The 24,666-nt window shown below is 56.8% G+C and carries 20 protein-coding genes and 1 pseudogene; 3 read left to right on the top strand and 18 right to left on the bottom strand.

Annotated elements, in window-relative coordinates:
- Position 1 precedes the first annotated feature (1 nt).
- On the top strand, positions 2-2,158 hold the full coding sequence (locus ABDB87_RS11085) for a DEAD/DEAH box helicase (RefSeq protein WP_345926922.1): 2,157 nt from the start codon (positions 2-4) through the stop codon (positions 2,156-2,158).
- Positions 2,159-2,349: 191 nt separating this feature from the next.
- On the opposite strand, the gene ABDB87_RS11080 is transcribed toward ABDB87_RS11085, so the two are convergent.
- The 15 genes and pseudogenes from ABDB87_RS11080 to gyrA all read right to left on the bottom strand — a co-directional run bounded on the left by ABDB87_RS11080 (position 2,350) and on the right by gyrA (position 19,040).
- Entirely contained in the window at positions 2,350-2,691 is a 342-nt protein-coding gene (locus ABDB87_RS11080) for a ComEA family DNA-binding protein (protein ID WP_345926920.1), read from the bottom strand.
- Between the two features lie 40 nt (positions 2,692-2,731).
- The gene (rfaD, locus tag ABDB87_RS11075; protein WP_345926918.1) at positions 2,732-3,736 is read right to left on the bottom strand and encodes an ADP-glyceromanno-heptose 6-epimerase; all 1,005 of its coding nucleotides are present in this window, start codon (positions 3,734-3,736) and stop codon (positions 2,732-2,734) included.
- Entirely contained in the window at positions 3,733-4,686 is a 954-nt protein-coding gene (gene rfaE1 / locus ABDB87_RS11070) for a D-glycero-beta-D-manno-heptose-7-phosphate kinase (protein WP_345926916.1), read from the bottom strand. Before rfaE1 ends, rfaD begins: the two co-directional genes overlap by 4 nt.
- A complete protein-coding gene (locus ABDB87_RS11065; protein WP_345926914.1) occupies positions 4,683-6,005 on the bottom strand; it encodes a UDP-glucose dehydrogenase family protein in 1,323 nt (440 codons plus the stop codon). Before ABDB87_RS11065 ends, rfaE1 begins: the two co-directional genes overlap by 4 nt.
- Before the next feature lie 69 nt (positions 6,006-6,074).
- Positions 6,075-7,250: a lipopolysaccharide assembly protein LapB gene (lapB, locus tag ABDB87_RS11060; RefSeq protein WP_345926912.1), complete on the bottom strand. Its 1,176-nt coding sequence runs from the start codon at positions 7,248-7,250 to the stop codon at positions 6,075-6,077.
- A gap of 11 nt (positions 7,251-7,261) precedes the next feature.
- Positions 7,262-7,543 (bottom strand): lipopolysaccharide assembly protein LapA domain-containing protein, encoded by a 282-nt coding sequence (locus ABDB87_RS11055; protein ID WP_345926910.1) that lies wholly within the window; start codon positions 7,541-7,543, stop codon positions 7,262-7,264.
- Positions 7,544-7,618: 75 nt separating this feature from the next.
- Positions 7,619-7,903, bottom strand: a complete 285-nt coding sequence (locus ABDB87_RS11050) for an integration host factor subunit beta (RefSeq protein WP_345926908.1) — start codon at positions 7,901-7,903, stop codon at positions 7,619-7,621.
- Positions 7,904-7,923: 20 nt separating this feature from the next.
- Positions 7,924-9,612, bottom strand: coding sequence for a 30S ribosomal protein S1 (gene rpsA, locus ABDB87_RS11045; RefSeq protein ID WP_345926906.1), 1,689 nt, complete (start codon positions 9,610-9,612; stop codon positions 7,924-7,926).
- A gap of 80 nt (positions 9,613-9,692) precedes the next feature.
- On the bottom strand, positions 9,693-10,367 hold the full coding sequence (gene cmk / locus ABDB87_RS11040; RefSeq protein ID WP_345926904.1) for a (d)CMP kinase: 675 nt from the start codon (positions 10,365-10,367) through the stop codon (positions 9,693-9,695).
- Complete coding sequence (gene argS, locus ABDB87_RS11035; RefSeq protein ID WP_345926902.1) at positions 10,367-12,091, bottom strand: arginine--tRNA ligase; 1,725 nt, start codon at positions 12,089-12,091, stop codon at positions 10,367-10,369. The genes cmk and argS overlap by 1 nt, the downstream gene beginning before the upstream one ends.
- A gap of 10 nt (positions 12,092-12,101) precedes the next feature.
- Positions 12,102-13,385, bottom strand: a pseudogene (gene aroA / locus ABDB87_RS11030) (3-phosphoshikimate 1-carboxyvinyltransferase); the annotation flags it as partial.
- 5 nt (positions 13,386-13,390) lie between these two features.
- On the bottom strand, positions 13,391-14,260 hold the full coding sequence (locus tag ABDB87_RS11025; RefSeq protein ID WP_345926900.1) for a prephenate dehydrogenase: 870 nt from the start codon (positions 14,258-14,260) through the stop codon (positions 13,391-13,393).
- A complete protein-coding gene (gene hisC, locus ABDB87_RS11020) occupies positions 14,253-15,362 on the bottom strand; it encodes a histidinol-phosphate transaminase (RefSeq protein WP_345926897.1) in 1,110 nt (369 codons plus the stop codon). The genes ABDB87_RS11025 and hisC overlap by 8 nt, the downstream gene beginning before the upstream one ends.
- Positions 15,363-15,375: 13 nt before the next feature.
- Positions 15,376-16,440: a prephenate dehydratase gene (gene pheA / locus ABDB87_RS11015; protein ID WP_345926895.1), complete on the bottom strand. Its 1,065-nt coding sequence runs from the start codon at positions 16,438-16,440 to the stop codon at positions 15,376-15,378.
- A gap of 8 nt (positions 16,441-16,448) precedes the next feature.
- Positions 16,449-19,040 carry a DNA gyrase subunit A gene (gyrA, locus tag ABDB87_RS11010; protein WP_345926893.1) on the bottom strand — a complete coding sequence of 864 codons (2,592 nt, stop codon included), beginning with the start codon at positions 19,038-19,040 and terminating at the stop codon, positions 16,449-16,451.
- A gap of 473 nt (positions 19,041-19,513) precedes the next feature.
- Here gyrA and ABDB87_RS11005 point away from each other — a divergent pair, with 473 nt between their 5' ends.
- The gene (locus ABDB87_RS11005) at positions 19,514-20,290 is read left to right on the top strand and encodes an OmpA family protein (protein ID WP_345926891.1); all 777 of its coding nucleotides are present in this window, start codon (positions 19,514-19,516) and stop codon (positions 20,288-20,290) included.
- A gap of 77 nt (positions 20,291-20,367) precedes the next feature.
- Positions 20,368-21,072 carry a bifunctional 2-polyprenyl-6-hydroxyphenol methylase/3-demethylubiquinol 3-O-methyltransferase UbiG gene (ubiG, locus tag ABDB87_RS11000; RefSeq protein WP_345926889.1) on the top strand — a complete coding sequence of 235 codons (705 nt, stop codon included), beginning with the start codon at positions 20,368-20,370 and terminating at the stop codon, positions 21,070-21,072.
- On the opposite strand, the gene ABDB87_RS10995 is transcribed toward ubiG, so the two are convergent.
- From ABDB87_RS10995 to ABDB87_RS10985, 3 genes are read right to left on the bottom strand one after another with little or no spacing between them, the layout of a single operon-like run.
- A complete protein-coding gene (locus ABDB87_RS10995; RefSeq protein WP_345926887.1) occupies positions 21,057-21,635 on the bottom strand; it encodes an NUDIX domain-containing protein in 579 nt (192 codons plus the stop codon). The two genes, ubiG and ABDB87_RS10995, sit on opposite strands and share 16 nt — an antisense overlap.
- A gap of 51 nt (positions 21,636-21,686) precedes the next feature.
- Complete coding sequence (nuoN, locus tag ABDB87_RS10990; RefSeq protein ID WP_345927307.1) at positions 21,687-23,144, bottom strand: NADH-quinone oxidoreductase subunit NuoN; 1,458 nt, start codon at positions 23,142-23,144, stop codon at positions 21,687-21,689.
- A gap of 35 nt (positions 23,145-23,179) precedes the next feature.
- The gene (locus tag ABDB87_RS10985) at positions 23,180-24,661 is read right to left on the bottom strand and encodes an NADH-quinone oxidoreductase subunit M (RefSeq protein ID WP_345927305.1); all 1,482 of its coding nucleotides are present in this window, start codon (positions 24,659-24,661) and stop codon (positions 23,180-23,182) included.
- Positions 24,662-24,666: the final 5 nt, after the last annotated feature.

Below are 24,666 nucleotides of genomic sequence, written 5' to 3'. Positions count from 1 at the left end.
CATGACAGACACTGTCGACACCTTCTCTGCTCTCGAGCTTTCCGCGCCTATCCTGCGCGCGCTCGCGGACGTGGGCTATGAAACCCCCTCTCCCATCCAGGCAGCCTGCATCCCTCACCTGCTGACAGGCGGGGATATCCTGGGCGAAGCCCAGACTGGCACCGGCAAGACCGCCGCTTTTGCTCTGCCCCTGCTCGAGCGGCTCGACCCCGCGATCCGCAGCCCCCAGATACTTGTCCTGACGCCGACCCGCGAACTCGCGATTCAGGTCGCCGAAGCCTTCCAGAAGTACGCGCGCTATCTCCGCGACTTTCATGTCCTGCCGATTTACGGCGGGCAGAGCATGGTGGTTCAGCTTCGCCAGCTTCAGCGCGGCGCCCAAGTCATCGTCGGCACCCCGGGCCGCGTCATGGACCACCTGGAGCGAAAAAGCCTCGACCTCACCGCGCTCAAGGCACTGGTTCTGGACGAAGCGGACGAGATGTTGCGCATGGGCTTCATCGACGATGTGGAATGGATTCTCAAGCACACGCCGGACACTCGTCAGACCGCGCTGTTTTCGGCGACCATGCCTGACGCCATCCGCCGCGTCGCGCATACCTATCTGAAGTCCCCCCAGGAAGTTAAGATCAAGGCGTCCACGAGCACCGTGGCAGCCATCACCCAGCGCTACTGGCAGGTTCGAGGTGTCAACAAACTGGATGCCCTCACCCGGATTCTCGAAGTCGAAGACAGTTTTGACGCCGCGATCATTTTTGTTCGTACGAAGATTGCAACCGAAGAGCTCGCCGACAAGCTCGAGGCCCGGGGCTATGCCGCAGCGGCCATCAACGGGGACATGAATCAGGGCATGCGTGAGCGCGTGATCGAGCAACTGAAGGCTGGCACTCTGGACATTCTGGTTGCCACCGACGTTGCGGCGCGCGGGATCGACGTCCCGCGCATCACCCACGTCATCAATTACGACATCCCTTATGACACCGAGGCCTATGTCCACCGTATCGGCCGCACGGGTCGCGCAGGCCGTCAGGGAGTCGCGATTCTGTTTGTCGCGCCGCGTGAGCGGGGCATGCTGCGCGCCATCGAGCGGGCAACTCGTCAGCCGATCGAGCAGATCTCTCTGCCGACACGTGAGGACGTGGAGGGCCGGCGCATCGCCCAGCTCAAGCAGAAGGTGCTGGACGCAATCGAAGCGGAGGACATGCAGTATTTCGGCGAGGTCCTGGATCAGCTTGCCGAGGAAAATGACCTGACACTCGAAGACATCGCGCCCGCGCTGCTCTTCATGGCACAGAAAGAGCGGCCTCTGAAAGTCGAGGAACACGGTCGCGGATGGGATGTCGCCACCGCACCGGCAGACGCCCCGAGAAAATTCGACGGCGGCAGCTTCACCGAACGCAGCGACCAGGACAGCCGACCGCAGCGTTTTGAACGCGAAGAACGGGCGCCGCGCGAGCGTGCCCCCCGCCACGATTTCGGACAGGATAGCCAGACTCAGCGTTACCGTATCGAGGTGGGGCGTGCACACGGCGTCATGCCCAAGGAAATCGTCGGCGCCATCGCCAACGAAGGCGGAATTGACGGCCGCATGATCGGCCAGATCGACCTCTTCGATGAGTTCAGTACTGTCGACTTGCCTCGCCTGCCCGAGCCTTTGCTGGGCGTCCTCAAGCGCACTCGCGTCCGGGGCCAGGCTATCAACATCCGCCCGCTGGCCGAGGGAGAACGCTACGAAAAAACCAGGGCTCCACGCGAACACCGGCCGCGCGACGCTTATGAAGACAGGCTACCTACGCGAAGCAACCGGGAAAGCGACACATTCGCTTCGCCTCGCGGCCGTGGTGATCAACCGCCGCGCCGCGAATTTGAGCGCAGCAGCGAGCGTCCCCGCAGCTTTGAAGACCGGCCGCGTCGTCAGGATGACCGCAGCGGGAGTTTCGAACGGAGCAGTCGCACCCCGTCAGGCGAAACACCGGCCCGTAAGCCTTACTCTCCTGACCGTTCGGCAAGGAGCTTCGGCGACGCGCCACCGAAACGCGCGTTTGCCAGAGATGACAAGCCTTCCGGTGGGCGAGACTTCCCTCCGCGCTCGGAATTCAGGTCGGACGACAAACCCAGAACGGCTTTCAAAAGCGGAAAACCCAAGAAAAACTGGTAAGCACCGCTATCCGGAAAATGCCCCCCGACACTTTCTCTGTATGACGCGTAGAAGATTGGGTTGATTTCATCCTCCTGAATCCGGGGGACCCATGATTCTCTCAGCCAAGCAAATGGCTGCTTGAAGGGCTAAACAAAAAAATGCCGCTCGGCCTTCGCCGAGCGGCATTTTTAATGATACGGCATGAAGCGTTAAGGCTTGGCAGTCTTTCCGCTCGATGCCGCGGGCTTGGCGTCTTTTTTCGAGGTCTTGGCTGCCGCCTTTTCGATCTGCGTCTCGCCATTCAAAGCCAATTTCGGCTTGATCTTCTCGAAGGTTTTTTCACCAATTCCCTTCACATGCTTGAGATCTTCAAGACTCTTGAAGCTACCATTGGCCTTGCGATAGTCGATGATGGCCTGTGCCTTGGAGCTGCCGATATTCGGCAAACTGGCCAACTCTTCCTGGTTCGCGGTATTGATATTGACCGCTGCAACTGCGGAACCTGCCCAGACAAACCCGACGATCACTGCACCCAACAGTTTTTTCAGCATTTATAGGCTCTCCTGATGAATTGAATGGAGAGCCCCAAAGCTAGCGACTCCCCAGAAGGTAGCTGCAATATTTCCCGACGCCAGTCTCGACGTCATGGAACGCGCGAGTGTATCCAGCACCTCGGAGCTTCGTAATGTCCGCTTGGGTAAAGCTCTGGTATTTGCCCTTGAGTATGTCGGGAAAAGGAACGTACTCAATCAGACCTTCACTCACCAGATCGCCAAGCTCGAGAACCGGTTTGCCTTCATGCTTGCGAATGCCGTTGATGATCGCCGCCGCGACGTCATTGAAACTCTGGGCGCGCCCCGTTCCGAGATTGAAGATGCCGGATTGCCCGGGATTCTCGAGAAAGTGGAGATTGGCGGCAACGACGTCGTCCACATAGATGAAATCACGCAACTGACCGCCATCCGGGTAGCCGTCACAACCAACGAACAACTTGACCCGACCTTCCTTCTGAAACTGGTGGAAAGCATTGAAGGCTACCGATGACCCTGCACCCGCCTTGTGAGCCTCTCGCGGGCCATAGACGTTGAAATACCGGAAGCCCACAACCGGAGCTGTCAGCTCGTTCCAGCGGCGACGCAGAACCCTGTCGAAAAGGACCTTTGAATAGCCATAGACATTCAGCGGAGCTTCGAACTCGGGTTCCTCGCGAAAAACGCTGGAAGCACCGTAAGTCGCCGCCGAAGAGGCATAAAGCAAGGGCAGCTTCTGCCTGATACAGAACTCGAAAACTTCCGTGGTGTAGCGAAAGTTGTTGTCCATCATGTAATGACCATCATGCTCCATCGTGTTAGAGCACGCCCCCTGATGAAGGATGGCCTCAAGCTCTCCGTCGAAGGAGCCTGCCGCAAGCAGGCGGCGGAACTCATGCTTGTCGAGATAATCGCTGATTTCGAGGTCAACCAGATTCCGGAACTTGTCGCCCTTGGTCAGGTTGTCAACCGCAATGATGTCTTTGATGCCCCGGGCATTGAGACCGGCAATGATGTTGGAGCCGATCATGCCGGCCGCACCGGTAACAACGTATTTTCTAGTCATGCCAGCCCTTTCTTCATCTCGTCGAAGGTTACTGTTGCCGTACCGAGTTTCGCCACGACAATGCCGGCAGCGTGGTTGGAAAGACGCATGGCAGACACCAGATCGCACCCTGCTGCCAGCATGACTGCCAGTGTGGCAATAACGGTATCTCCCGCACCGGACACATCAAAGACTTCTTGCGCACGCGTGCCTTCGTTCACTGCTCCGCCGGCCCTGAAGAGGCTCATCCCCTCCTCTGAGCGGGTGACCAGCAGCGCTTCGAGATCAAGCGCCTCCCGCAATTTCTGTGCTCTGGCAACGAGATCGGACTCGCTGTGCCATTGCCCGACGACCTGTCGCAGTTCGGAACGATTGGGCGTCAGCAGATTCGCCCCCTTGTACTTGCTGTAGTCATCCCCCTTGGGGTCGACAAGAACAATTTTCCCTCGAGCCCTCGCCATGCGAATCATCTCGGCAATGTGCTCAAGCCCTCCCTTGCCATAATCGGAGAGGACGACGACATCAAACTCGGGAAGCAAGGTCTCGTAGTGTTCAAGCGCCTCCTGCAGAATTTCACGGGCGGGAAGATTCTCGAAGTCAATGCGAAGCAACTGCTGCTGACGGCCGAGCACGCGCAGCTTGATTGTTGTCGCAAGACCAGCGTCACGGTGCAAGTGAGACTCGACACCGTCAGTCTGCAGCAACTTCTCGAGCGCCTGAGCAGGCTCATCATTACCCGCGACGGACAACAGCGCACAGCGCGCGCCCAAGGCCGCTGCATTTCGCGCCACGTTGGCGGCACCTCCAGGACGCTCCTCCGACCGCTGGACGTGGACGACCGGCACCGGCGCTTCGGGTGATATCCGGCTGACTTCGCCGAACCAGTAGCGGTCCAGCATCACGTCGCCAACAACCAGAATTCGCGCTTTTCCGGTATCGGGCAAAGCGGGCAGAGGATTTGCTGCTGTCATTTTCGGCCTATCCCAAAGTATTCGAGACCTGCATTACGGGGGAGATCGGGGTCATACATGTTCCGGCCATCGAATACGACCGGTTGCTTGAGTGCTGCACGGATCTCGGAGAAGTCCGGACTGCGGAACTCCTTCCACTCCGTGATGATGACAAGAGCGTCGGCATCCCTCAAGGCCTCCATCGGACGGGTGGCATAGCTGAGCCGCGGCTCGTCGCCGAAGATCCTGCGGGTTTCGGTCATCGCAACCGGATCGTAGGCCGACACAGTCGCGCCGCGACGGAACAACTCGTCGATGATGACGCGACTCGGCGCTTCGCGCATGTCATCCGTATTGGGTTTGAACGCCAGCCCCCACACCGCAAAGCGCCTGCCACTCAGATCCTCTCCGAATCTCGCTCTGATCTTGTCGACAAGCACCATCTTCTGGGCGTCATTGGCATCCTCGACCGCCTGAAGAACCTTGAGCCCCTGCCCGGCTTCTGCCGCGGTCCGAATCAATGCCTTCACGTCCTTGGGAAAGCACGACCCCCCGTAGCCGCACCCCGCATAAAGGAAATGCCAGCCAATCCGCGGGTCCGAACCGATGCCTTGCCGAACGTGCTCAATGTCAGCGCCCAGCTTTTCGGCGAGAACCGCGAGTTCGTTCATGAACGAGATACGCGTAGCCAGCATCGCGTTCGCTGCATACTTGGTCAGTTCAGCGGAGCGGACGTCCATGATGACCAGCTTTTCATGATTACGCTGAAACGGGGCGTACAGTGCGCGCATGAGGTTGATGGCCTGCTCGTCCTCCGCGCCAACCACGATACGATCGGGACGCATGAAATCCTCGACCGCAGCGCCTTCCTTGAGAAACTCGGGATTGGATACGACGCTGAACGGAACCTCTACGCCCCGCTTTGCGAGTTCTTCGGTGATCGCGGCACGCACCTTGTCGGCGGTGCCCACAGGTACGGTACTTTTGTCGATGACAACCTTGTAGTCCGTCATGAGACGGCCGATGTTCCGGGCGGCGGAAATCACATACTGCAGGTCCGCAGAACCGTCCTCATCGGGCGGCGTACCGACCGCGATGAACTGAACGGTTCCGAAGCGGACGGCCTCTTCGATATCCGTCGTGAAATGCAGGCGCCCGGCAACAACGTTGCGAGCAACAACCTGATCCAGACCGGGCTCGTGAATCGGAATGCCACCCTCCTTGAGAACCCGGATTTTTTCAGGATTCAGGTCAAGGCAGAGCACATCATTGCCCACTTCAGCAAGACAGGCTCCTGACACCAAGCCGACATATCCAGTACCAACAACAGTAATTTTCATTTATTGACTCTTGATTACTTTGCACACGCTCCAGGCGTCACCTTCAGACAGCCTCATGCAAAAAGGAATTCAGACAGCAAGATCAAACTCTTCCGAGCGTTTCGGAGGATAGGTCTCCCAACCGCCACAGGCGGGGCATCGCCAGTAAAACTGCCGAGCCTTGAAACCGCACTCCTTGCAGCAATAACGGGCAACCTTGCGCGTGTGCCCATGAATCAGGCCACGTATGAGCTCGACATCCCCCTTGTGTTCGCCCTCAACCGTGTGAATCGCGGCCTCAAGCAGTTTTTCGAGCCCGAGCATGGTCGGGTTGCGCGTCAGTTCATTACGGACCAGAGCATAGGCAGCCTCTGCGCCATGCTTTTCGATTTCCCACTTGAATACGATCTCAAGCAGATCAAGCGAAGGCGTCTGGGTCAGGTGCGTTTTCAGGAACTGGGCGCCAGCGGCTTCGGTGCCAAGCCTGCGGCAGGCATCCATCATCCTGACTGCAATCAGTGAAAGGTACACCGGATCCTGATGGCCGATTTCCTGCCAGGCATTGACCGCGTCCGCATCGCGCCCCATGGCGACCATGACGTCACCACGCAGCAGACTCGCCCTGACGCACTTCCTGTTGGTGCTAAGGGCCTCATCGAGAAGAGACATCGCCTCCTCGAAGCGAGAATGGGCAAGCGCAGTGGCAGCCATTTCGCAGTAGAAATTGGCGATATCCACTTCCCAACGCTTGCTTCCGCGCCGAGGCATGTCACGCGCGATATCAATCGCACGCCCCCAGTTTTTCTCCTGCTGGTAAATCTCCAGCAAAGCATTGTTGGCAGCTTCGCTGCGAGACGTTCCCCGCAATCTGAGATAGACCTCCTCGGCGCGGTCGAGCAACCCTGCCTTGAGGTAATCCTCCCCCAACTCCTGCAGCGCATGAAGGCGATTCTCGTCGCTCAAGTCCTCGCGCTCGAGCAGACTCTGATGCACGCGGATCGCTCGATCAAGCTCTCCCCGACGGCGGAAGAGACTGCCAAGAGCGAAATGAAGCTCGACAGTCTGAGGATCCACCTTAACGGCCTCAAGAAACGCGTCAATGGCCTTGTCGGGTTGTTCGGACAACAGAAAGTTCAGACCGGAAAGATAGGAACGCGGCAGACTCCGCGACTCTTTCACCAGATGTTTGATATCAATACGTGCTGCCAGCCAGCCCAGTCCGAAAAAAAGAGGCCAGCTCAATAACCACCAGAACTCGAAATCCATTGGATGAACAATCAGTCAGCCGTTACGCCGGTATTGGCGCGACCGCTCGTGTTGGAAGAAGAAACAGCCTTCAGCCGGGCTATCTCGCGGTTCTGGGCCAGCAGATGCCCGGCGAATGCTGCGGCAGCAGAAAGCAGGCCGCCAAGAAACATCACGAGCATTACCACGACAAGGGGAACCTGCCAGACCGAACCAAGGTAGGACTGAACAGTGACCATTCCGTCGTTCTTGACCGCAAGACCAAGGAACAACAGAAACACCACAGCCTTGAGCAAAAGGAAAAGGATTCGCATATGCCGGATTATCCTTCAGTAGCGCTCAAAAAAGAAGGCGACCCGAGGGTCGCCTTCTTTTGGCTGGAGACAAGATCAATCAATCTTGTCAACACGCTCTCTCAACTCTTTACCTGCCTTGAAATGCGGGACGTATTTCTCCGGCACCATCACCTTGTCACCAGACTTGGGATTACGCCCAACTCTGGGAGGCCGGTAGTTGATGCCGAAACTCCCGAATCCGCGGATCTCGATGCGATGGCCGCGTGAAAGACAGGCCGCCATCTCATCAAGAATCATTTTTACCGCGAAATCCGCATCCTTCGCTCCAAGCTGTGGAAAGCGCGCACTCAAGCGCTCTATCAATTCAGACTTGGTCATGTTTTCAGACACGGCAAGACTTATTGCTGAGCGTTGTTGAGCTTCGCCTTCAGCAGTGCACCAAGGTTGGTGGTACCGGAAGCAGCGGAGCTATCGGAAGCCAGCTTCTGCATGGCTTCATTCTGCTCTGCCTGATCCCTTGCCTTGATGGAAAGGTTGATGGAACGGGACTTGCGATCAACGTTGATGATCATCGCTTCCAGCTCGTCACCGACCTTCACGACAGTCGTCAGGTCGTCAATGCGATCGCGGGAGAACTCGGAGGCACGGAGGTAGCCTTCCTGATCACCACCAAGATCCAGCACCGCGCCGCGTGCATCCACAGACTTCACGACACCCTTGATGAGGGTGTTCTTGTCATGCGTGGCGACGTAGGAGGTGAAGGGATCCCCATCCAGCTGCTTGACACCCAGGGAAATACGCTCCTTCTCGATATCGATGGCCAGCACGACAGCTTCCAGCTCATCACCTTTCTTGAAGTTGCGGATGGCTTCTTCGCCGGACTGGCTCCAGGAAAGATCCGACAGGTGCACCAGACCGTCGATACCACCGGGCAGACCGATGAATACGCCGAAGTCGGTGATCGACTTGATCGCGCCCTTCACACGGTCACCCTTCTTGTGGTTTTCGCCGAATTCATCCCACGGATTCGCTTGGCATTGCTTCATGCCCAGCGAGATACGACGACGCTCTTCGTCGATTTCGAGGATCATCACTTCGACTTCGTCGCCCAGCTGGACAACCTTGGTCGGGTGAATGTTCTTGTTGGTCCAGTCCATTTCGGACACGTGCACCAGACCCTCGATACCTTGCTCGACTTCAACAAATGCACCGTAGTCGGTGATGTTGGTCACCTTGCCGAACAGGCGGGTGCTCTGCGGGTAGCGACGCGAAATGCCGACCCACGGATCTTCGCCCAGCTGCTTCATGCCCAGCGAGACGCGGTTCTTTTCCTGATCGAACTTCAGCACCTTGGCGGTGACTTCGTCGCCCACGGCCAGCACTTCGGACGGGTGGCGGACACGGCGCCAAGCCAGGTCGGTGATGTGCAGCAGACCATCGATACCGCCCAGATCCACGAATGCGCCGTAGTCGGTAATGTTCTTGACCACACCCTTGACCACGGTGCCTTCGGCCAGGGTTTCGAGCAGCTTCTGGCGCTCTTCACCCATGGTCACTTCAAGCACGGCACGGCGCGACACAACCACGTTGTTGCGCTTGCGATCGAGCTTGATGACCTTGAATTCGAATTCCTTGCCTTCGTAAGGAGTCGTGTCCTTGACGGGGCGCATGTCGACCAGCGAACCCGGCAGGAAAGCGCGAATGCCATTGGTCATGACGGTCAGACCGCCCTTGACCTTGCCAGTCACGACGCCCTTGACCAGGGAGCCTTCGTTCAGTGCCTTGTCGAGGAAGTTCCAGGCGGCAATGCGCTTGGCCTTGTCACGCGACAGGCGGGTTTCGCCGTAACCGTCTTCGAGGGTTTCGATTGCAACCTGGACGTAATCACCCGGATTGGCTTCGAGTTCGCCACGGTCGTTACGGAATTCATCCAGGGGGATGTAGCTCTCGGATTTCAGGCCAGCGTTCACGACCACGAAATTCTGGTCAATACGCACAACCTCAGCCGTGATGACTTCGCCAGCACGCATTTCCTGGCGATTCAGGCTTTCTTCGAAGAGATCGGCAAAACTTTCAATGTTGGACATAAATGGACTCGGTACCGTGCATGCACGGCGGATGCAAAAGATGGAAAAAACCGGCAGTGAAAGACAGCACCACCGGAACCTCAGGCCGGTGACCTGACACCCCGCTCCCCCGCAAGGTCAAGTACGAAACGTACGGCCTCGTCGATGGACTTCGTCGTTGTGTCAAGCAGAACGGCATCCTCACAAGGCTTGAGCGGAGCGACTGCTCGAGACGAATCCCTAGCATCACGAGCCCTCAAGTCTCGTAGAAGATCTTCGATGTTAGCAGGCAAGCCCTTTGCGATCAACTGCTTATATCTCCTCTCCGCGCGCGCCTCAACGCTCGCAGTCAGGAAGATTTTCAGGAAAGCCCCCGGAAACACGATAGACCCCATGTCACGCCCGTCCGCCACCAGTCCAGGCGCCCGACAGAACGCACGTTGCCGGGAAAGAAGCGCTTCTCGCACTCCGGCATGGGTCGCCAGCCGGGATGCCGCGTTTCCGGTCTCTTCTAGTCGGACCCTGACCGATACGTCCTCTCCCTCAAGCAGGATCCTGCCATGCACGAAAGATGCGTCCAGCCCTGTTGCGACAGGAATCAACGCCGCCTCGTTGGCGGGGTCAATCCCCCGTTTTGCGGCAGCGAGCGCAACCATGCGATAGATGGATCCCGAATCCAGCAGATTCCAGCCAAGGGCTTCCGCCACGAGATTCGCCACGGTCCCCTTGCCGGAAGCCGTTGGTCCATCAATGGCTATGACCGGGAAAAGCTCCATTACATGGCCTCCAGAACCTGGATGCCAAGCAATCCCAGTCCCGTCTTCAGCGTATCGGCGGTCAGCCTGCACAAACGGAGACGGCTGTCCCGCACAGCGCCTTCACTCTTCAGGACCGGACAGGCCTCATAGAAACGCATGAACTGCCCTGCCAACTCATAGAGATACGCGCAGAGATAGTGCGGCATGGCGTCCCGGGCAACACCATGGACAGCATCCGCAAACCGGGCAAGTTCGAGTGCGAGAAGGCGCTCAGCGGAGTCACTCAGCACCACCGGTGCGCTGGCATTCCAGCCATCGACCTTGCGGAATACGCCGGAAATCCGCGTGTAGGCGTACTGAAGGTAGGGCGCGGTATTGCCCTCGAAAGCCAGCATGCTGTCCCAACTGAAGACGTAGTCGCTATTCCGGTTCTTGGAGAGGTCGGCGTACTTCACCGCACCGATACCGACGGCCGAGGCAATCACGCGCCGGTCTGCTTCGATCATATCGGCATTCTTTTCACTGACGAGCGCAAAGGCCCGCTGCTCAGCCTCCTCCAGCAAGTCAGCCAGCTTCACGGTTGTTCCACTGCGTGTCTTGAAGGGTTTACCGTCCTCCCCGAGCATTACGCCAAAGCCCACATGCTCCAGTTTCATGGTCTGCGGGGCATAACCTGCCTTGTAGCTCAGCGCGAACATCTGTTGGAAATGAAGTCCCTGCCGCGCATCCACCACATAAAGCGACCGATCAGCCTTCAGCGTTCCCGCACGATAACGGACGGCCGCCAAGTCGGTGGTGGCGTACAGATAGCCACCATCCTGCTTCTGAACGATATAAGCCTGCGCTTCGCCTTCCTTGTTCCGGAACTCATCCAGAAACACGACCTGCGCCCCTTCGCTTTGCACTGCAAGCCCCTTGGCCTGCAGGTCAGCCACTACGACAGGAAGATCGTCGTTGTAAGCGCTCTCGCCTTTGACGTCCTCGCGTCGCAGGCCTACGCCGAGCTTGGCATAAACGGCTTCGCAGTGATGCAGGGAGATGTCGAGGAAGCGCTGCCATAGCGCGTTGACCTGCGCATCTCCCCCTTGGAGCTTGACGACATACTCACGAGCCCGGCTCGCAAAACCTTCATCGCTGTCAAAACGCTGTTTGGCACGCCGGTAGAAGTCTTCGAGGTCGTTCAGGGCAATCGACACATCACCATCCTGCTCAGCCTCGATGAGGTAGGCCGTCAGCATGCCGAATTGAGTCCCCCAGTCACCGACGTGGTTCTGCGCAATGACCTCGTGCCCCAGAAACCGCAGCACACGCGCCAGCGCATCGCCAATGATGGTGGAGCGCAGATGGCCAACGTGCATTTCCTTTGCAAGATTGGGCGACGAATAGTCAACGACCACTCTCTCCACGGGCGGCATGGGCACGCCAAGCCGCGCGTCATCCTGAGCAGCCGAGACCAGGGAGGCCAGATATTCGGGAGACAGCGTGATATTGATGAAACCCGGCCCGGCGATTTCGACCTTGCTGGCAATGCCATCGAGATCAAGTTTGCCGATCACCTCGGTAGCCAGCTGCCTGGGATTCATTTTGCGTGCCTTGGCTGCCGCCATCACGCCGTTTGCCTGGTAGTCACCGAACTCGGGGCGCCCTGCCGGCGCAATCACGGCCGGGGCACCTTCGCAGCCGGCTGCAGCCAACGCGGCCGAAACACGGGAATCGAGAAGTTCTGTCAGGGTCTGCTTCATGGGATCAATCAGTTACGGAGGCGAAAACCTCGAAATAGTCAGGAAAGGTCTTGGCAGTACACTTCGGATCGTTGATCCGGACCGGCACACCGCCAAGCGAAGCCAGCGAGAAACACATGGCCATGCGGTGATCGTCGTAGGTATCAATGGCAGCATTTTCCAGCAGACCGTCTGGCGGCGTCACGCGAAGCCAGTCGGGCCCCTCTTCGACGACAGCGCCCAGCTTGCGCAGCTCGATTGCCATGGCTGCGATGCGGTCAGTTTCCTTGACTCGCCAACTGCCGATATTGGTCAAACGACAAGGCCCGTCGCAAAACAACGCCGTCACCGCCAATGTCATGGCCGCATCGGGAATGTGATTGAAGTCCATGTCGAAAGCCTTGAGCTTGCCCGATGAGGGCGCGCGCGCTTCGATCCAGTTATCCCCTGCTTCAATGATCGCGCCGATCTGCTCGAGGGCCTGGGCAAACGCCACGTCCCCCTGGATGCTTGTCTGACCCACACCCTCAACCCGAACCGGGCCACCGCCGATCGCACCCGCGGCGAGAAAGTAGGATGCAGATGAAGCATCGCCCTCCACAAAAACGGTTCCGGGCGAGACGTAGCGCTGCCCCCCGGGGATGACGAAGCGCTGCCACCCCTGCCTTTCGACCTTGACGCCGAACTGCGCCATCAGGCGAAGCGTGATGTCGATATAGGGCTTGGAAATCAGCTCTCCGATGACTTCGACCCTACTTTCAACGCCCGTGCACGGCAACGCCATCAGAAGTGCGGTCAGGAACTGGCTCGACACATTGCCTCGAATCCGTATCACGCCTCCAGGCTGGATAGCGGCGGGACGAATGCGGAGCGGCGGAAAGCCCTCATTGCCCAGATACTCGACCTCGGCGCCAATCTGCCGCAATCCATCCACCAGATCACCAATGGGGCGCTCGTGCATGCGTGGCACGCCCCGCAAGGTATAGCTCCCCCGCATCAGAGCCAACGCAGCGGTCAGCGGCCGAAAAGCGGTACCGGCATTACCCAGAAAAAGATCGGCCTCCTTGACGGGAAATCCCTCTGGCACGCCTTGTACGCTGTAATCGCGCTCGCCGACCTTATCGATGCAGACGCCGAGCGCAGCAAGCGCCTCAAGCATGCGGTCGGTATCGTCTGAAGCCAGAAGATCGCGAATGAGCGTGCGCCCTTCCGAAAGCGCCGCCAGAAGAAGCGTGCGATTTGAAATGCTCTTTGAACCAGGCAAGCGAACCACGCCAGAAGCGCCGGAACGCGGCAGAAGATCAAGGTAGTCCATGTCGATCACTTCAGATATTTTTCGGCCCAGGCATTCCTGGCGCTCGAAGCTTGTCCAAAAAGGGTTTCCAGCGCATTGCCATCACCCTGCATAAGGAGCGCGCGCAAATAGGCGAGCTCGGTCAGGTAGGCATCCAGCTCGGCAAGCAAGGCCTGGCGGTTGGAAAGACAGATGTCGCGCCACATTTCGGGATGACTCCCCGCGATGCGGGTGAAGTCCCGAAAACCCGAAGCGGCGAAACTGAATAATTGCTCAGCGTTGTCCCGACCCTGAATGTCATGAACCAGACCGAACGCCAGAAGATGCGGCAGATGACTGACTGCCGCGAATACACGGTCATGATCCATTGAACTCATGCGACCGACGATTGCACCACAAGCCGCCCATGCTTCCTCTACTCGCCGAACGGACTCGTCCGAGTTTTCAGGCAGTGGCGTCACCACCACCCGCTTGCCACTGAAAAGCCCGGCGAACGCTGCGGCAGGACCACTCTTCTCGGCACCGGCGATCGGGTGAGCCGGGACGACATTTTGCAGTCGATGATTGAGGTGCGTATACACCGCCTCAAAAACATCGGCCTTCGTGCTGCCTGCATCGGTCACCAGCGTATCCGGTCCTAGATGCGGAGCCATCGCGGCCATGACGCTGGCCATCTGCCCGACCGGCATCGCAAGCAGCACCAGGCTTGCGCCTGCAAGCGCAGCAGACCAATCGGCGGCGATTTCGTCGATCAGGCCGAGAGACATGGCGGTCTGAAGGGTTTCCGGATGTCTCCCGACGCCCACCACCGTACCTGCAAGCCCTGCCTTTTTCAGCGCGAGTGAAAAAGAACCGCCGATGAGCCCGACACCGCAAATCACCACCCGTTCAAACATCGTGACCTTTCAGTGCAGCGCTCAGTGAAGCCAGAAAGCGCTCGTTCTCGGAAGGCAAACCGATCGTTACCCGAAGCCATTCCGGCATTCCGTAACTTGCCAGGGGGCGGACAATCACCCCGTCCTTGAGCAAGGCTCGATTGATTGCTTCTGCGCATCCCGCGCGGAAGCACAGAAAATTGGCGCAGGAAGGCAATACCCGCAGGCCGAGCCTCCTTAATCCTTCCTCCAGATCCTTCATGCCTTCCCGATTGATTTGTGCGCTACGCGCGACAAACTCTTCATCAGCCAAGGCCCCGCACGCCGCAGCCTGAGCCAGGCTGTTGACGTTGAACGGCTGACGCACCCGATTCATCAGATCCGCCACCTCCGGATGGCAAAGGGCGTAACCGACCCTCAAACCCGCCATGCCGAAAATCTTGGAGAAAGTGCGGGTAATAACGAGATTGGGATGACGCTCAAGCCATGAAACGCTGTCATAGGCGAGCGCAGAAGGCAGGTACTGGCAATAAGCCTCGTCCAGAACCACAACCACATCGCGCTCGACCCGCGCCAGAAACTGCTCGACCATCGGCCCCGGCAAAAAGCTGCCGGTCGGGTTGTTTGGATTGGCGATGAACACAACACGGGTATCAGGCGCCACGGCGTCTGCCATGGCAGCCAGATCATGCCCGAAGTTGCGCGAGGGCACCTCGATGCACCGCGCGCCTGCAGCACGAATGGCTATTGGATAAACGGCAAACGCATGCTCCGAATGTACGGCACTCGATCCCTGCGACAGGAACGTTCGTGCAACCAGCTCGAGCACATCGTTGGAACCATTGCCGACGACGATGCAATCATCCGGAACGCCATGATGCCGCCCGACGACTTCCTTCAGAACCTGCGCATTGCCATCCGGGTAAAGAGAGAGACCGTGAACAGCTTCCTGCATGGCGCGCCTCGCCATGGGCGACATGCCAAGCGGATTCTCGTTGGAAGCCAGTTTCACGATCTCGCCAGCACTCAGGCCTGACTCTCGAGCGAGCTCGCTGATCGGCTTGCCCGGCACATATGTGGCCAGGCTCCTGATGTTTTCCGGAGCGCGCTGCTCGACTCCCATCCCCTGCTCCACCTCAAATAGCGGCAACGGGGTAGGAGCCAAGAACCTTCACGAAGGCCGCGCGCTCGACCAGGTCTGACAACGCCGCGGTGACGGCAGCATCATCACGGTGCCCTTCGATGTCGACGTAAAACACGTATTCCCACAACCCGGTGCGGGAAGGACGGGATTCGAGCTTGGTCATGCTGACCCCTTTGTCCGCAAAGGGTTGAAGCAGCGCGAAAACGGCTCCCGGACGATTCGGCGCGGAGCAGATCAGAGAGGTCTTGTCCCGGCCGGAGGCGCCCGCGTCATGGCGACCAATCACAAGGAAGCGCGTGGTATTGCTTGGATCGTCTTCAATGTTTGCAAAAAGAATGGGCAAATCGTAGAGCTGTGCTGCGCGATCACCCGCGATGGCGGCGGACTCGACATCTTCGGAAGCCAGACGTGCAGCCTCTGCGTTGCTCGAAACCGGCAGACGCTCGACCCCCTGAGCATGATTGGCAAGCCAGTCGGCACACTGCCCCAGCGACTGGGAGTGAGAGTAAATGCGCTTGATCTGCCCGAGATCGGATGCTCGAGTCATGAGATTCTGTCGGATGCGCAGGCTGACTTCACCACAGACCGAAACGTTTCTCGCCAGCAGCAGGTCAAGGGAACGGCTCACTGCACCTTCGGTGGAGTTCTCGACGGGAATCACTCCGTATTGCACCGCGCCGGCTTCCACGGCGTGAAACACCTCGTCAATCGTCTGCATCGGCAACAGCGCCGGGGAACCACCAAAATGTTTGCCCGCCGCCTCTTCGGAGAAGGTCCCGCGCGGCCCGAGATGTGCAACCCTCAGGGGCTGCTCCAAGCCCAGACACCAGGACATGATTTCACGGAAAATCCGTTGCACCGCCTCGTCAGACAAAGGACCGGGATTCCTGCCGGCAATGTTGCGCAGAACCTGGGCTTCGCGCTCCGGGCGATACAGCGGCCCCCGCTTGACCTCCCCGACACGTTGCGCACAACGCGCCCGGGCTGCGAGTCGTTCAAGAATCTCGCCGTCCAGGCGATCGATCTCGGAGCGCAGCTTCAGCAACTCTTCATCCATGCCCGTGCTCATTCGCCAGCGCCCTCGCCATCCTGCGCGGAATCGGCGTCTCCTTCCGCGGCATCCTCGTCCGTTTCCACAATCTTCTCGATGCTAGACAGCTTGGCACCATCGTCCAGATTGATGAGCGTAACGCCCTGCGTCGAGCGCCCAAGCTCCCGGATATCCTTGACAGGCGTCCTGATCAGCACACCATTGTCGGCAATGAGCATGACATGGTCCGTCGGATCCACCAGCACGGCGGCCACCAGCTTGCCGTTCCGCTCGGAGGCCTGGATGGCGATCATTCCCTTTGTTCCGCGGCCATGCAGCGTGTATTCGCCAATATTGGTCCGCTTCCCATAGCCATTCTCGGTCGCCGTCAAAACGCTTTGCGCCTCGCCATGAGCGACGAGCATCGACAGCACCCGCTGGCCATCTTCAATCATCATGCCGCGCACACCACGAGCGGTCCGGCCCATGGGACGCACATCCTTCTCGTCGAAACGCACGGCCTTGCCCGCATCGGAGAACAGCATCACGTTGCAGTCGCCATCCGTAATGGCAACGCCGATCAGATAGTCACCTTCATCAAGGCCGACAGCGATGATGCCGGCCTTGCGAGGATTCGCGAAATCGGTCAACGGCGTCTTCTTCACGGTTCCCTGGGCGGTTGCCATGAAGATGAAATGCCCCTCATCAAAAACCTTCACCGGCAATACGGCGGTGATCTTCTCGCCTTCAACCAGCGGGAACAGATTGACGATCGGCTTGCCGCGGGCGTTCCGGTTTCCTTCAGGCACCTCATAGACTTTCAGCCAGTACAGACGCCCCCGATTCGAAAAGCACAGAATGAAGTCGTGGGTATTGGCCACGAAAAGCTGATCGATCCAGTCATCTTCCTTCGTAGCGGCCGCCTGCTTGCCGCGCCCACCCCGCCTTTGCGATCGATAGTCGGTCAGAGGCTGTCGTTTGAAGTACCCCGTGTGAGACAAAGTGACAACCATGTCTTCCTGGGCGATCAGGTCCTCGATATTGATATCAGCCGTATTGAGAACGATCTCCGACTTGCGGGGGTCACCGAACTGCTCACGAATGGCACGCAGTTCGGTATCAATGATGGCTGTAATACGGGCCGGCTTGGCCAGGATATCCAGAAGATCAGCGATTTCGGCCATCACTTCTCGATATTCGCCGACGATCTTGTCCTGCTCCATGTTGGTCAGGCGCTGCAACTGCATTTCGAGAATGCGCTGCGACTGAACCTCAGACAAGCGATACCCCTGAGCGGACAAGCCGAACTCTGCAGCGAGACCCTCGGGACGGTAACTGTCGGACATCGCGCGCGACAGCATTTCTTCGACTAGGGGGGAGCGCCAGACCCTGTCCATCAACTCGCGCTTGGCATCACCTGGCGTAGGCGCAGCTTTGATCAGGGCGATGATTTCATCGACGTTCGACAACGCAACTGCGAGGCCTTCCAGAATGTGGCCACGTTCGCGAGCCTTGCGCAGTTCGAAAACCGTGCGGCGAGTCACCACTTCCCTGCGATGGGCAAGGAAGCACTCAAGCATCTGTTTGAGGTTCAGCAGGCGCGGCTTGCCGTCGACAAGCGCCACCATGTTCATGCCGAACGTGTCCTGCAACTGGGTCTGTTTGAACAGATTGTTCAATACGACTTCAGCAACTTCCCCCCGCTTGAGCTCAATGACAATGCGCATGCCCGACTTGTCCGACTCATCGCGCAGATCGGAAATGCCCTCGATCTTCTTGTCATTGACAAGCTCCGCGATCTTCTCGAGGAGAGTCTTCTTGTTAACCTGATAAGGAATTTCGTCGACGATAATGGCCTGACGGTTGCCCCGCTCCATGTCCTCGAAATGCGTACGGGCACGCATCACGACCCGGCCACGTCCGGTTCGATACCCCTCATGAACCCCATGCAAGCCGTAGATCAGTCCGGCCGTGGGAAAATCAGGCGCCTGAACGATCCGGATCAGCTCTTCGATGTCCGTTTCGGGACTCGAAAGCAGCGCAAGACAAGCCTCGATCACCTCGGAGAGATTGTGAGGAGGTATGTTTGTGGCCATACCGACCGCAATCCCCGCAGAACCATTGATCAGAAGATTCGGGATGCGTGTGGGAAGTACGGTGGGCTCGAGTTCCTTGCCGTCGTAGTTAGGCTGGAAATCGACCGTTTCCTTGTCAATATCGGCGAGGAGGTCAGCAGCAACACGCTCCAGCCGGCACTCGGTATACCGCATGGCCGCTGCGGCATCGCCATCAATCGAACCAAAGTTGCCTTGGCCATCTACCAGCGTGTAACGCAAGGAAAAATCCTGCGCCATCCGGACCAGCGTGTCATAAATGGCTGAGTCACCGTGCGGGTGATACTTACCCATGACGTCGCCAACCACCCGCGCACACTTGACGTAGGGCCGGTTCCAGGAGTTGTTCGCTTCGTGCATTGCGTACAGCACGCGGCGATGCACTGGCTTGAGACCATCCCGCACATCAGGAAGCGCCCGTCCGACAATCACGCTCATCGCGTAATCCAGATAGGAGTGGCGCATCTCCTCCTCTAAACTGATCGGCAATGTTTCCTTGGCGAATGAGTCCATAGGCGCTTTGTAGGTATCCGGTTGAGTGCGCTGAAAGCTGGCAATTGTAGCACGCAACAACCTGCCGGCCGCCCCGTGAAGCAGGCCAGCCTTTTACATCCACTTACGTCGCCTGCCTGAATTGCGTCGATCGCACCGCCGGCCACTCCTTAGAAAGAAAGAACAAAACGCTCCCAGCAGGATTTCAAATAACAGCCGAGATAACGCCCGCTTGGACACCTTGACCAGAGAGCAAACCAAAGGGCAGACAACTCAACGTCATACGAAGCAGAATACGCAAATGCTTGTTTATTAACAACAAAACAAAATCATCAAGCCACATTCAATTGATTGCGGAATGTTAATTGCATTCACAAACGGATTGCCGCATAAATCTGACCTGTGGCAGAATGCCCCGGAGCGTTGAGAAACAAAACGCCGGTCACACAGCGAGTCTCCTGCAATAGAAACAAGACACTCGGGATTGAAATCGCATGACAATCGAGGGGGCCGGATTGGCGCTCCCACTTTGTTCCAACCAGCCTTGCAACGAGGAATATATGAAGAAATCACACATGTTCATTCTGGCCGCACTCGCCAGCGCCGCAACCGGTGCTCAGGCCCAGATCGTAGTGAAGAACGCTCCCGTTCAGCCGTATGTCATCGCAACAGGTAACGTCGTGGAAAAAGACGGCCTTGGCAACTGCCTGCGTTCGAACAACTGGTCTCTCGAACTGATCCGCACGGTGATGACCACGGAAGACAAGCCCGTTGGCGTGGCTTGTGGCGAAATCAAGGAAGCCGCCCCCGCTCCGGCTCCCGCTGCTGCACCGGCCCCCGCTCCCGCCGCCGCGCCGATCGCCGCACCGGCTCCTGCAGCACAAAAGGTCAGCCTGCCGAGCGATGCCCTGTTCGCCTATGACAAGGCCGACCTCAGCGAACAAGGCCAAAGCAGCCTTGCAGCGTTCGCCACGAGCGCCAAGCAACTGGGGCAGCTTGAAGTCGTGATCGCTGTCGGCCATGCAGACCGACTGGGCTCGAATGAGTACAACCAGAAGCTGTCAGAGAAGCGCGCAGCTACGGTCAAGGACTTCCTCGTCAGCCAAGGCATCCCCGCCAACAAGGTCTACACCGAAGGCAAGGGTGAAACACAGCCCGTGACGGGCAAGAGCTGTGAGAAAATGGGTGCAGAATCTGGCAAGAACAAGAAGCTTGTCGCTTGCCTGGCCCCTGACCGCCGCGTGGAACTCGAAGCTGTCGGTACGAAGTAATTCCACTTCTACGCAGCAGAAAGCCCGGCTTCGGCCGGGTTTTTTTATTTCGCCCAAATAGCAACCGGAACAGCAACATGATCGGACTTAACGCAGATCAGAACGAACTTGCAAAGTTCAGCGAACTGGCACACCGCTGGTGGGACCCTTTGTCGGAATTCAAACCTCTGCATGAGATCAACCCACTCCGACTGGACTGGATAGACCAAACTGCCGTTTTGCGGGACAAGACCGTTCTGGACGTCGGATGCGGTGGAGGCATACTGGCGGAGAGCATGGCTGCAAGAGATGCGAATGTGACAGGTATAGACCTCTCGGAGAAAGCGCTGTCTGTTGCGCGCCTGCATCTTTACGAATCCGGACTGACAGTCGACTATCGTAATGTGGCTGTGGAAACCTTGGCGAAAGAGCGTCCCGCATCATTCGATATCGTTACGTGCATGGAAATGCTGGAACACGTTCCAGATCCTGCAAGCGTCATCAAGGCCTGCGCTGCGCTCGTAAAGCCGGGTGGGCAAGTCTTCTTCTCAACGCTGAATCGAAACGCGAAGGCTTACGCCCTTGCTGTCGTCGCGGCCGAATATGTTCTGAATCTTCTGCCTCGCGGCACTCACGATTACGAAAAATTCATCAAGCCAGCGGAACTGGTTACCTGGACGCGCCAAGCAGGTCTGACCAGCCTGGAGCTTGCTGGCATCCAGTACAACCCGATCAGCAGGCAGTACTCACAGAGCCACGACACCAGCGTGAATTACATGCTGAGAACTTATCGCCCGATCTGATCAGCTAAAGAGCCGATCTTCGCCTCGTGCCGTCCTTCGATCATGCGCAGCCAGAAAAGGCAGGTAATCGTTTTGGCGTCCGTAAGAAGACCTTTACGCACAGCATCCTCCGCCTCGTCAAGAGACATCTCGAAGAGCTCAAGAAACTCCCCGGAATCCAGTGCTTGATTTCCTGGGCGCAAATCCGACGCAAGAAAAATCTCGATCTTTTCGTTCGAATAGCCTATGCAATTATGCATGACGCCAAGATGGAGCCAATTTTCTGCAGAATACCCCGTTTCCTCTTTGAGCTCTCGCTGCGCACACACAAGAGCACTTTCCTGCTTATCAAGTTTTCCTGCCGGAAATTCGATAAACACCTGCCTCAAGGGATATCTGAACTGTCGTTCAAATACATATAGACCGGGGCGAATCTGCGGAATGACCACACAAGCTCCGGGATGGACGACGTATTCCCGTGTCGCCTTGCTTGCATCCGGGAGAGAGACGCTATCCTTCCGGATGGTCAACAGCTCCCCCTGGTATACAACGCGCATCTGTATCGCTGTCTCCACAAGACTCATTGGATGAGATCCTCAAAAAATTAAAAAACCAGCATTAGCTGGTTTCTTAATTTATAGCGAGTTTTGCATGACGACCACGCAAACTTGCATCAGCAAGCTTGGAAACAAACCTATGAGCGCAAGACAAAGCATATTCACAGACAGGAGACTCCTGACCAGAAAACCACCACCGATGAGCTGAGGCATATCGGGCTCGTCAAAATACATGACCTTGATGACACGCAAATAGTAAAAAGCACCAACAAGTGACATAACGACAGCCAACACCGTCAGTCCGTAATACCCAGCCTGCCAGAAAGCCTGGAGAACAAAGAATTTCGCAAAGAAACCAACGAAAAACGGAATGCCAGCCATTGAAAACATAGCGATCCCCATCATGGCCGCCCACCACGCATTTCGTTTGTTAAGCCCCTTGAAATCGTCAATCCCCTCTGCAAACACGCCTTCCCTGGACATCAGACTCAGGATGCCAAACACGCCAAGCGTAGTCAGCGCATACGTCAGAACGTAAAACAGAGCGGAAGCGTAGGCATGATGAACATTCGCGGGTGTCGAGGAGATGAATCCCAACAACATGAATCCCATGTGCGAAATACCGGAATAAGCGAGCATACGCTTGAAATTGGTCTGTGCGATTGCCGCAACATTACCCAGCACGATTGACGCGATCCCAACAAACAACAGCATCTGTCGCCAATGATCAACAAGATCCCATAGGCCAAAAGCAAGCAATCGCGCCGCCATCGCAAATGCAGCAATCTTTGACGCAGTCGCGATAAAAGTTGTAACAGGAGTAGGTGCTCCTTCATACACATCCGGAAGCCACATGTGAAAAGGAACGACACCCAACTTGAACGAAATGCCTGCAACCAAGAAAACGAGGCCGAAGAGCAGAACGGTGCGATTCGCTGCCTGTTGTTCAAACAGGGTTCTTGCGATATCAATGAGATTCAAGGATTGGGTGGCGCCATAAATCATGGACATTCCATAAAGCAGAAGGCCCGAGGCTAGCGCGCCGAGAACAAAGTACTTCATGGCAGCCTCTGTGGAACGGACTGCATCCCGATTCACCGCAACAAGTGCATAAGAGGAAAGTGAAAGCATCTCCAGACCCACATACACAGTAAGCAGGTTACCTGCAGAAACAAGAACCAGAATACCCAATGTGGCAAACAGGATCAGAAGATAATATTCCCCGGACTCTATCCTTTGGCTCTGCATGTAAGGACGTCCGTACAGCAAAACGCCTGACACAAGAAGACATACCGCTAGCTTGAGAAAATCCCCCAAGGGCGAAAACAGATACATCTGCCCGAATGTGTAATCCAGCTCACTGCTCACAAAGAAAACTGCGACAGCAGTTGCCCATAGCGCAAGGTGGGAAAGATAGTAAGCAGCAGTCGTTCCCGCACGCTTGGCAAAGGCCACCACCATCAGGATAAGCAGGCCAAAAGAAGCCAGCGTAATCTCCGGCAGAAGCGGCACAAAATTTGGGATCTGGAATTCCATCATTAACCTGTTCGAATTCGATTTTTATCGATCGATCACAATTTTCCGGCAGCAACGTGCTTAAGCAGATCGGAAACGGAAGCGTGCATCACCTCCGTCACAGGCAACGGATACAGACCCATTGCAAGCACGCAGACAGCAAGAACGACAAGAAAAACGGTCTCGCGGAAATTGATATCTTGAAGCGCAGCTACATGTTCATTCGTCACTTCACCAAAAATGACACGCTTGTACATCCAGAGAGTGTAAGCCGCGCCGAGAATCAGTGTTGTCGCTGCTAATGCGCCAACCCAGAAATTGAACTGAACGCCACCAAGGATAACCATGAATTCACCGACAAAACCGCTCGTAGCCGGCAAACCCGAATTAGCCATGGCAAAAAGCATGAAAAGCGCAGCAAACCTTGGCATGACGTTTACGACGCCGCCATAGGCGTCTATCTGTCTAGTGTGCATGCGATCGTATAGCACCCCAATGCACAGGAACATCGCAGCGGATACAAAGCCGTGCGAAATCATCTGGACAAGCGCACCTTCCACGCCCAGCGAGTTGAACATGAAAAAGCCGAGCGTGACAAATCCCATGTGCGAAATCGAAGAATACGCGACCAGCTTCTTCATATCAGTTTGGACGATAGCAACCAATCCGATGTAAACGACAGCAATCAGCGAAAGGGTGATCATCACAGGCGCCATTGCCTGGGAAGCGTCTGGCACTATAGGGAGAGAAAAACGCAAAAAACCATAAGCTCCGAGCTTCAGTGCAATAGCAGCGAGTACAACAGAACCCCCGGTGGGCGCCTCAACGTGAGCATCGGGCAACCAAGTGTGCACCGGCCACATTGGAACCTTTACGGCAAAAGAAGCAAGAAACGCCCAGAAAATATACGTCTGCGCATGCATGCCGATTTTAAGAGCATGCCAGTCAGCAATCTCAAAACTCCCCTTCGACTCCATGAAAAGGAATATGAAAGCCACCAACATCAAAAGAGAACCAAGCAACGTATAGAGAAAGAACTTCAGAGCAGCGTAAACTCTGTTCGCCCCCCCCCAGACCCCAATCGCCAGATACAGAGGAATAAGTGAAGCTTCGAAGAAAACATAAAAAAGGAGACCATCCTGAGCAGCAAAAATGCCATTCATGAGCCCCGACATGACAAGAAAGGCGGCAACATATTGAGCAACCTTGGCCTGAACTGACCCCCAGCAAGCAATAATGACAATTACCGTAATGAAACTATTCAAAACGATAAAGGGCATCGATATGCCGTCAACGCCCAGCGAGTAATGTGCATTGAAATACGCTATCCAGGTCTTGAACTCCGGAAACTGGATCGCGCTGCTTGAAGAATCAAAACCGACATAAAGTGGCAAAGTGATCGCAAAACCCGCCAAGGCCACCATCAGCCCAATCAGTCGGGCAAGTGACGCACGATTTTCGTTCGCGAAAAACAACACGAAAAGCCCACCGAGAATGGGAATCCAGATGGATAAACTAAGGTAAGGAATGGTCATCAGAAATT

Origin of the sequence: Uliginosibacterium paludis (assembly GCF_039631355.1) — a bacterium.
In the GTDB taxonomy this organism is placed as follows: Bacteria; Pseudomonadota; Gammaproteobacteria; order Burkholderiales; family Rhodocyclaceae; genus Uliginosibacterium; species Uliginosibacterium paludis.
Note: the sequence above shows the minus strand (reverse complement) of the source record. Positions and strands in the feature narration are given on the sequence as shown.

Coding starts and splice junctions, on each gene's coding strand:
- nuoN (WP_345927307.1), bottom strand. CDS start 23,144: ATGGAATTCCAGATCCCAAATTTTGTGCCGCTTCTGCCGGAGATTACG.
- hisC (WP_345926897.1), bottom strand. CDS start 15,362: ATGGGAGTCGAGCAGCGCGCTCCGGAAAACATCAGGAGCCTGGCCACA.
- pheA (WP_345926895.1), bottom strand. CDS start 16,440: ATGGATGAAGAGTTGCTGAAGCTGCGCTCCGAGATCGATCGCCTGGAC.
- lapB (WP_345926912.1), bottom strand. CDS start 7,250: ATGGATTTCGAGTTCTGGTGGTTATTGAGCTGGCCTCTTTTTTTCGGA.
- ABDB87_RS11080 (WP_345926920.1), bottom strand. CDS start 2,691: ATGCTGAAAAAACTGTTGGGTGCAGTGATCGTCGGGTTTGTCTGGGCA.
- ABDB87_RS11005 (WP_345926891.1), top strand. CDS start 19,514: ATGACAATCGAGGGGGCCGGATTGGCGCTCCCACTTTGTTCCAACCAG.
- ABDB87_RS11025 (WP_345926900.1), bottom strand. CDS start 14,260: ATGTTTGAACGGGTGGTGATTTGCGGTGTCGGGCTCATCGGCGGTTCT.
- ABDB87_RS11085 (WP_345926922.1), top strand. CDS start 2: ATGACAGACACTGTCGACACCTTCTCTGCTCTCGAGCTTTCCGCGCCT.
- rfaE1 (WP_345926916.1), bottom strand. CDS start 4,686: ATGACAGCAGCAAATCCTCTGCCCGCTTTGCCCGATACCGGAAAAGCG.
- cmk (WP_345926904.1), bottom strand. CDS start 10,367: ATGGAGCTTTTCCCGGTCATAGCCATTGATGGACCAACGGCTTCCGGC.
- ubiG (WP_345926889.1), top strand. CDS start 20,368: ATGATCGGACTTAACGCAGATCAGAACGAACTTGCAAAGTTCAGCGAA.
- ABDB87_RS11055 (WP_345926910.1), bottom strand. CDS start 7,543: ATGCGAATCCTTTTCCTTTTGCTCAAGGCTGTGGTGTTTCTGTTGTTC.
- ABDB87_RS10995 (WP_345926887.1), bottom strand. CDS start 21,635: ATGAGTCTTGTGGAGACAGCGATACAGATGCGCGTTGTATACCAGGGG.
- rpsA (WP_345926906.1), bottom strand. CDS start 9,612: ATGTCCAACATTGAAAGTTTTGCCGATCTCTTCGAAGAAAGCCTGAAT.
- rfaD (WP_345926918.1), bottom strand. CDS start 3,736: ATGACTAGAAAATACGTTGTTACCGGTGCGGCCGGCATGATCGGCTCC.
- argS (WP_345926902.1), bottom strand. CDS start 12,091: ATGAAGCAGACCCTGACAGAACTTCTCGATTCCCGTGTTTCGGCCGCG.
- ABDB87_RS11065 (WP_345926914.1), bottom strand. CDS start 6,005: ATGAAAATTACTGTTGTTGGTACTGGATATGTCGGCTTGGTGTCAGGA.
- ABDB87_RS11050 (WP_345926908.1), bottom strand. CDS start 7,903: ATGACCAAGTCTGAATTGATAGAGCGCTTGAGTGCGCGCTTTCCACAG.
- gyrA (WP_345926893.1), bottom strand. CDS start 19,040: ATGGACTCATTCGCCAAGGAAACATTGCCGATCAGTTTAGAGGAGGAG.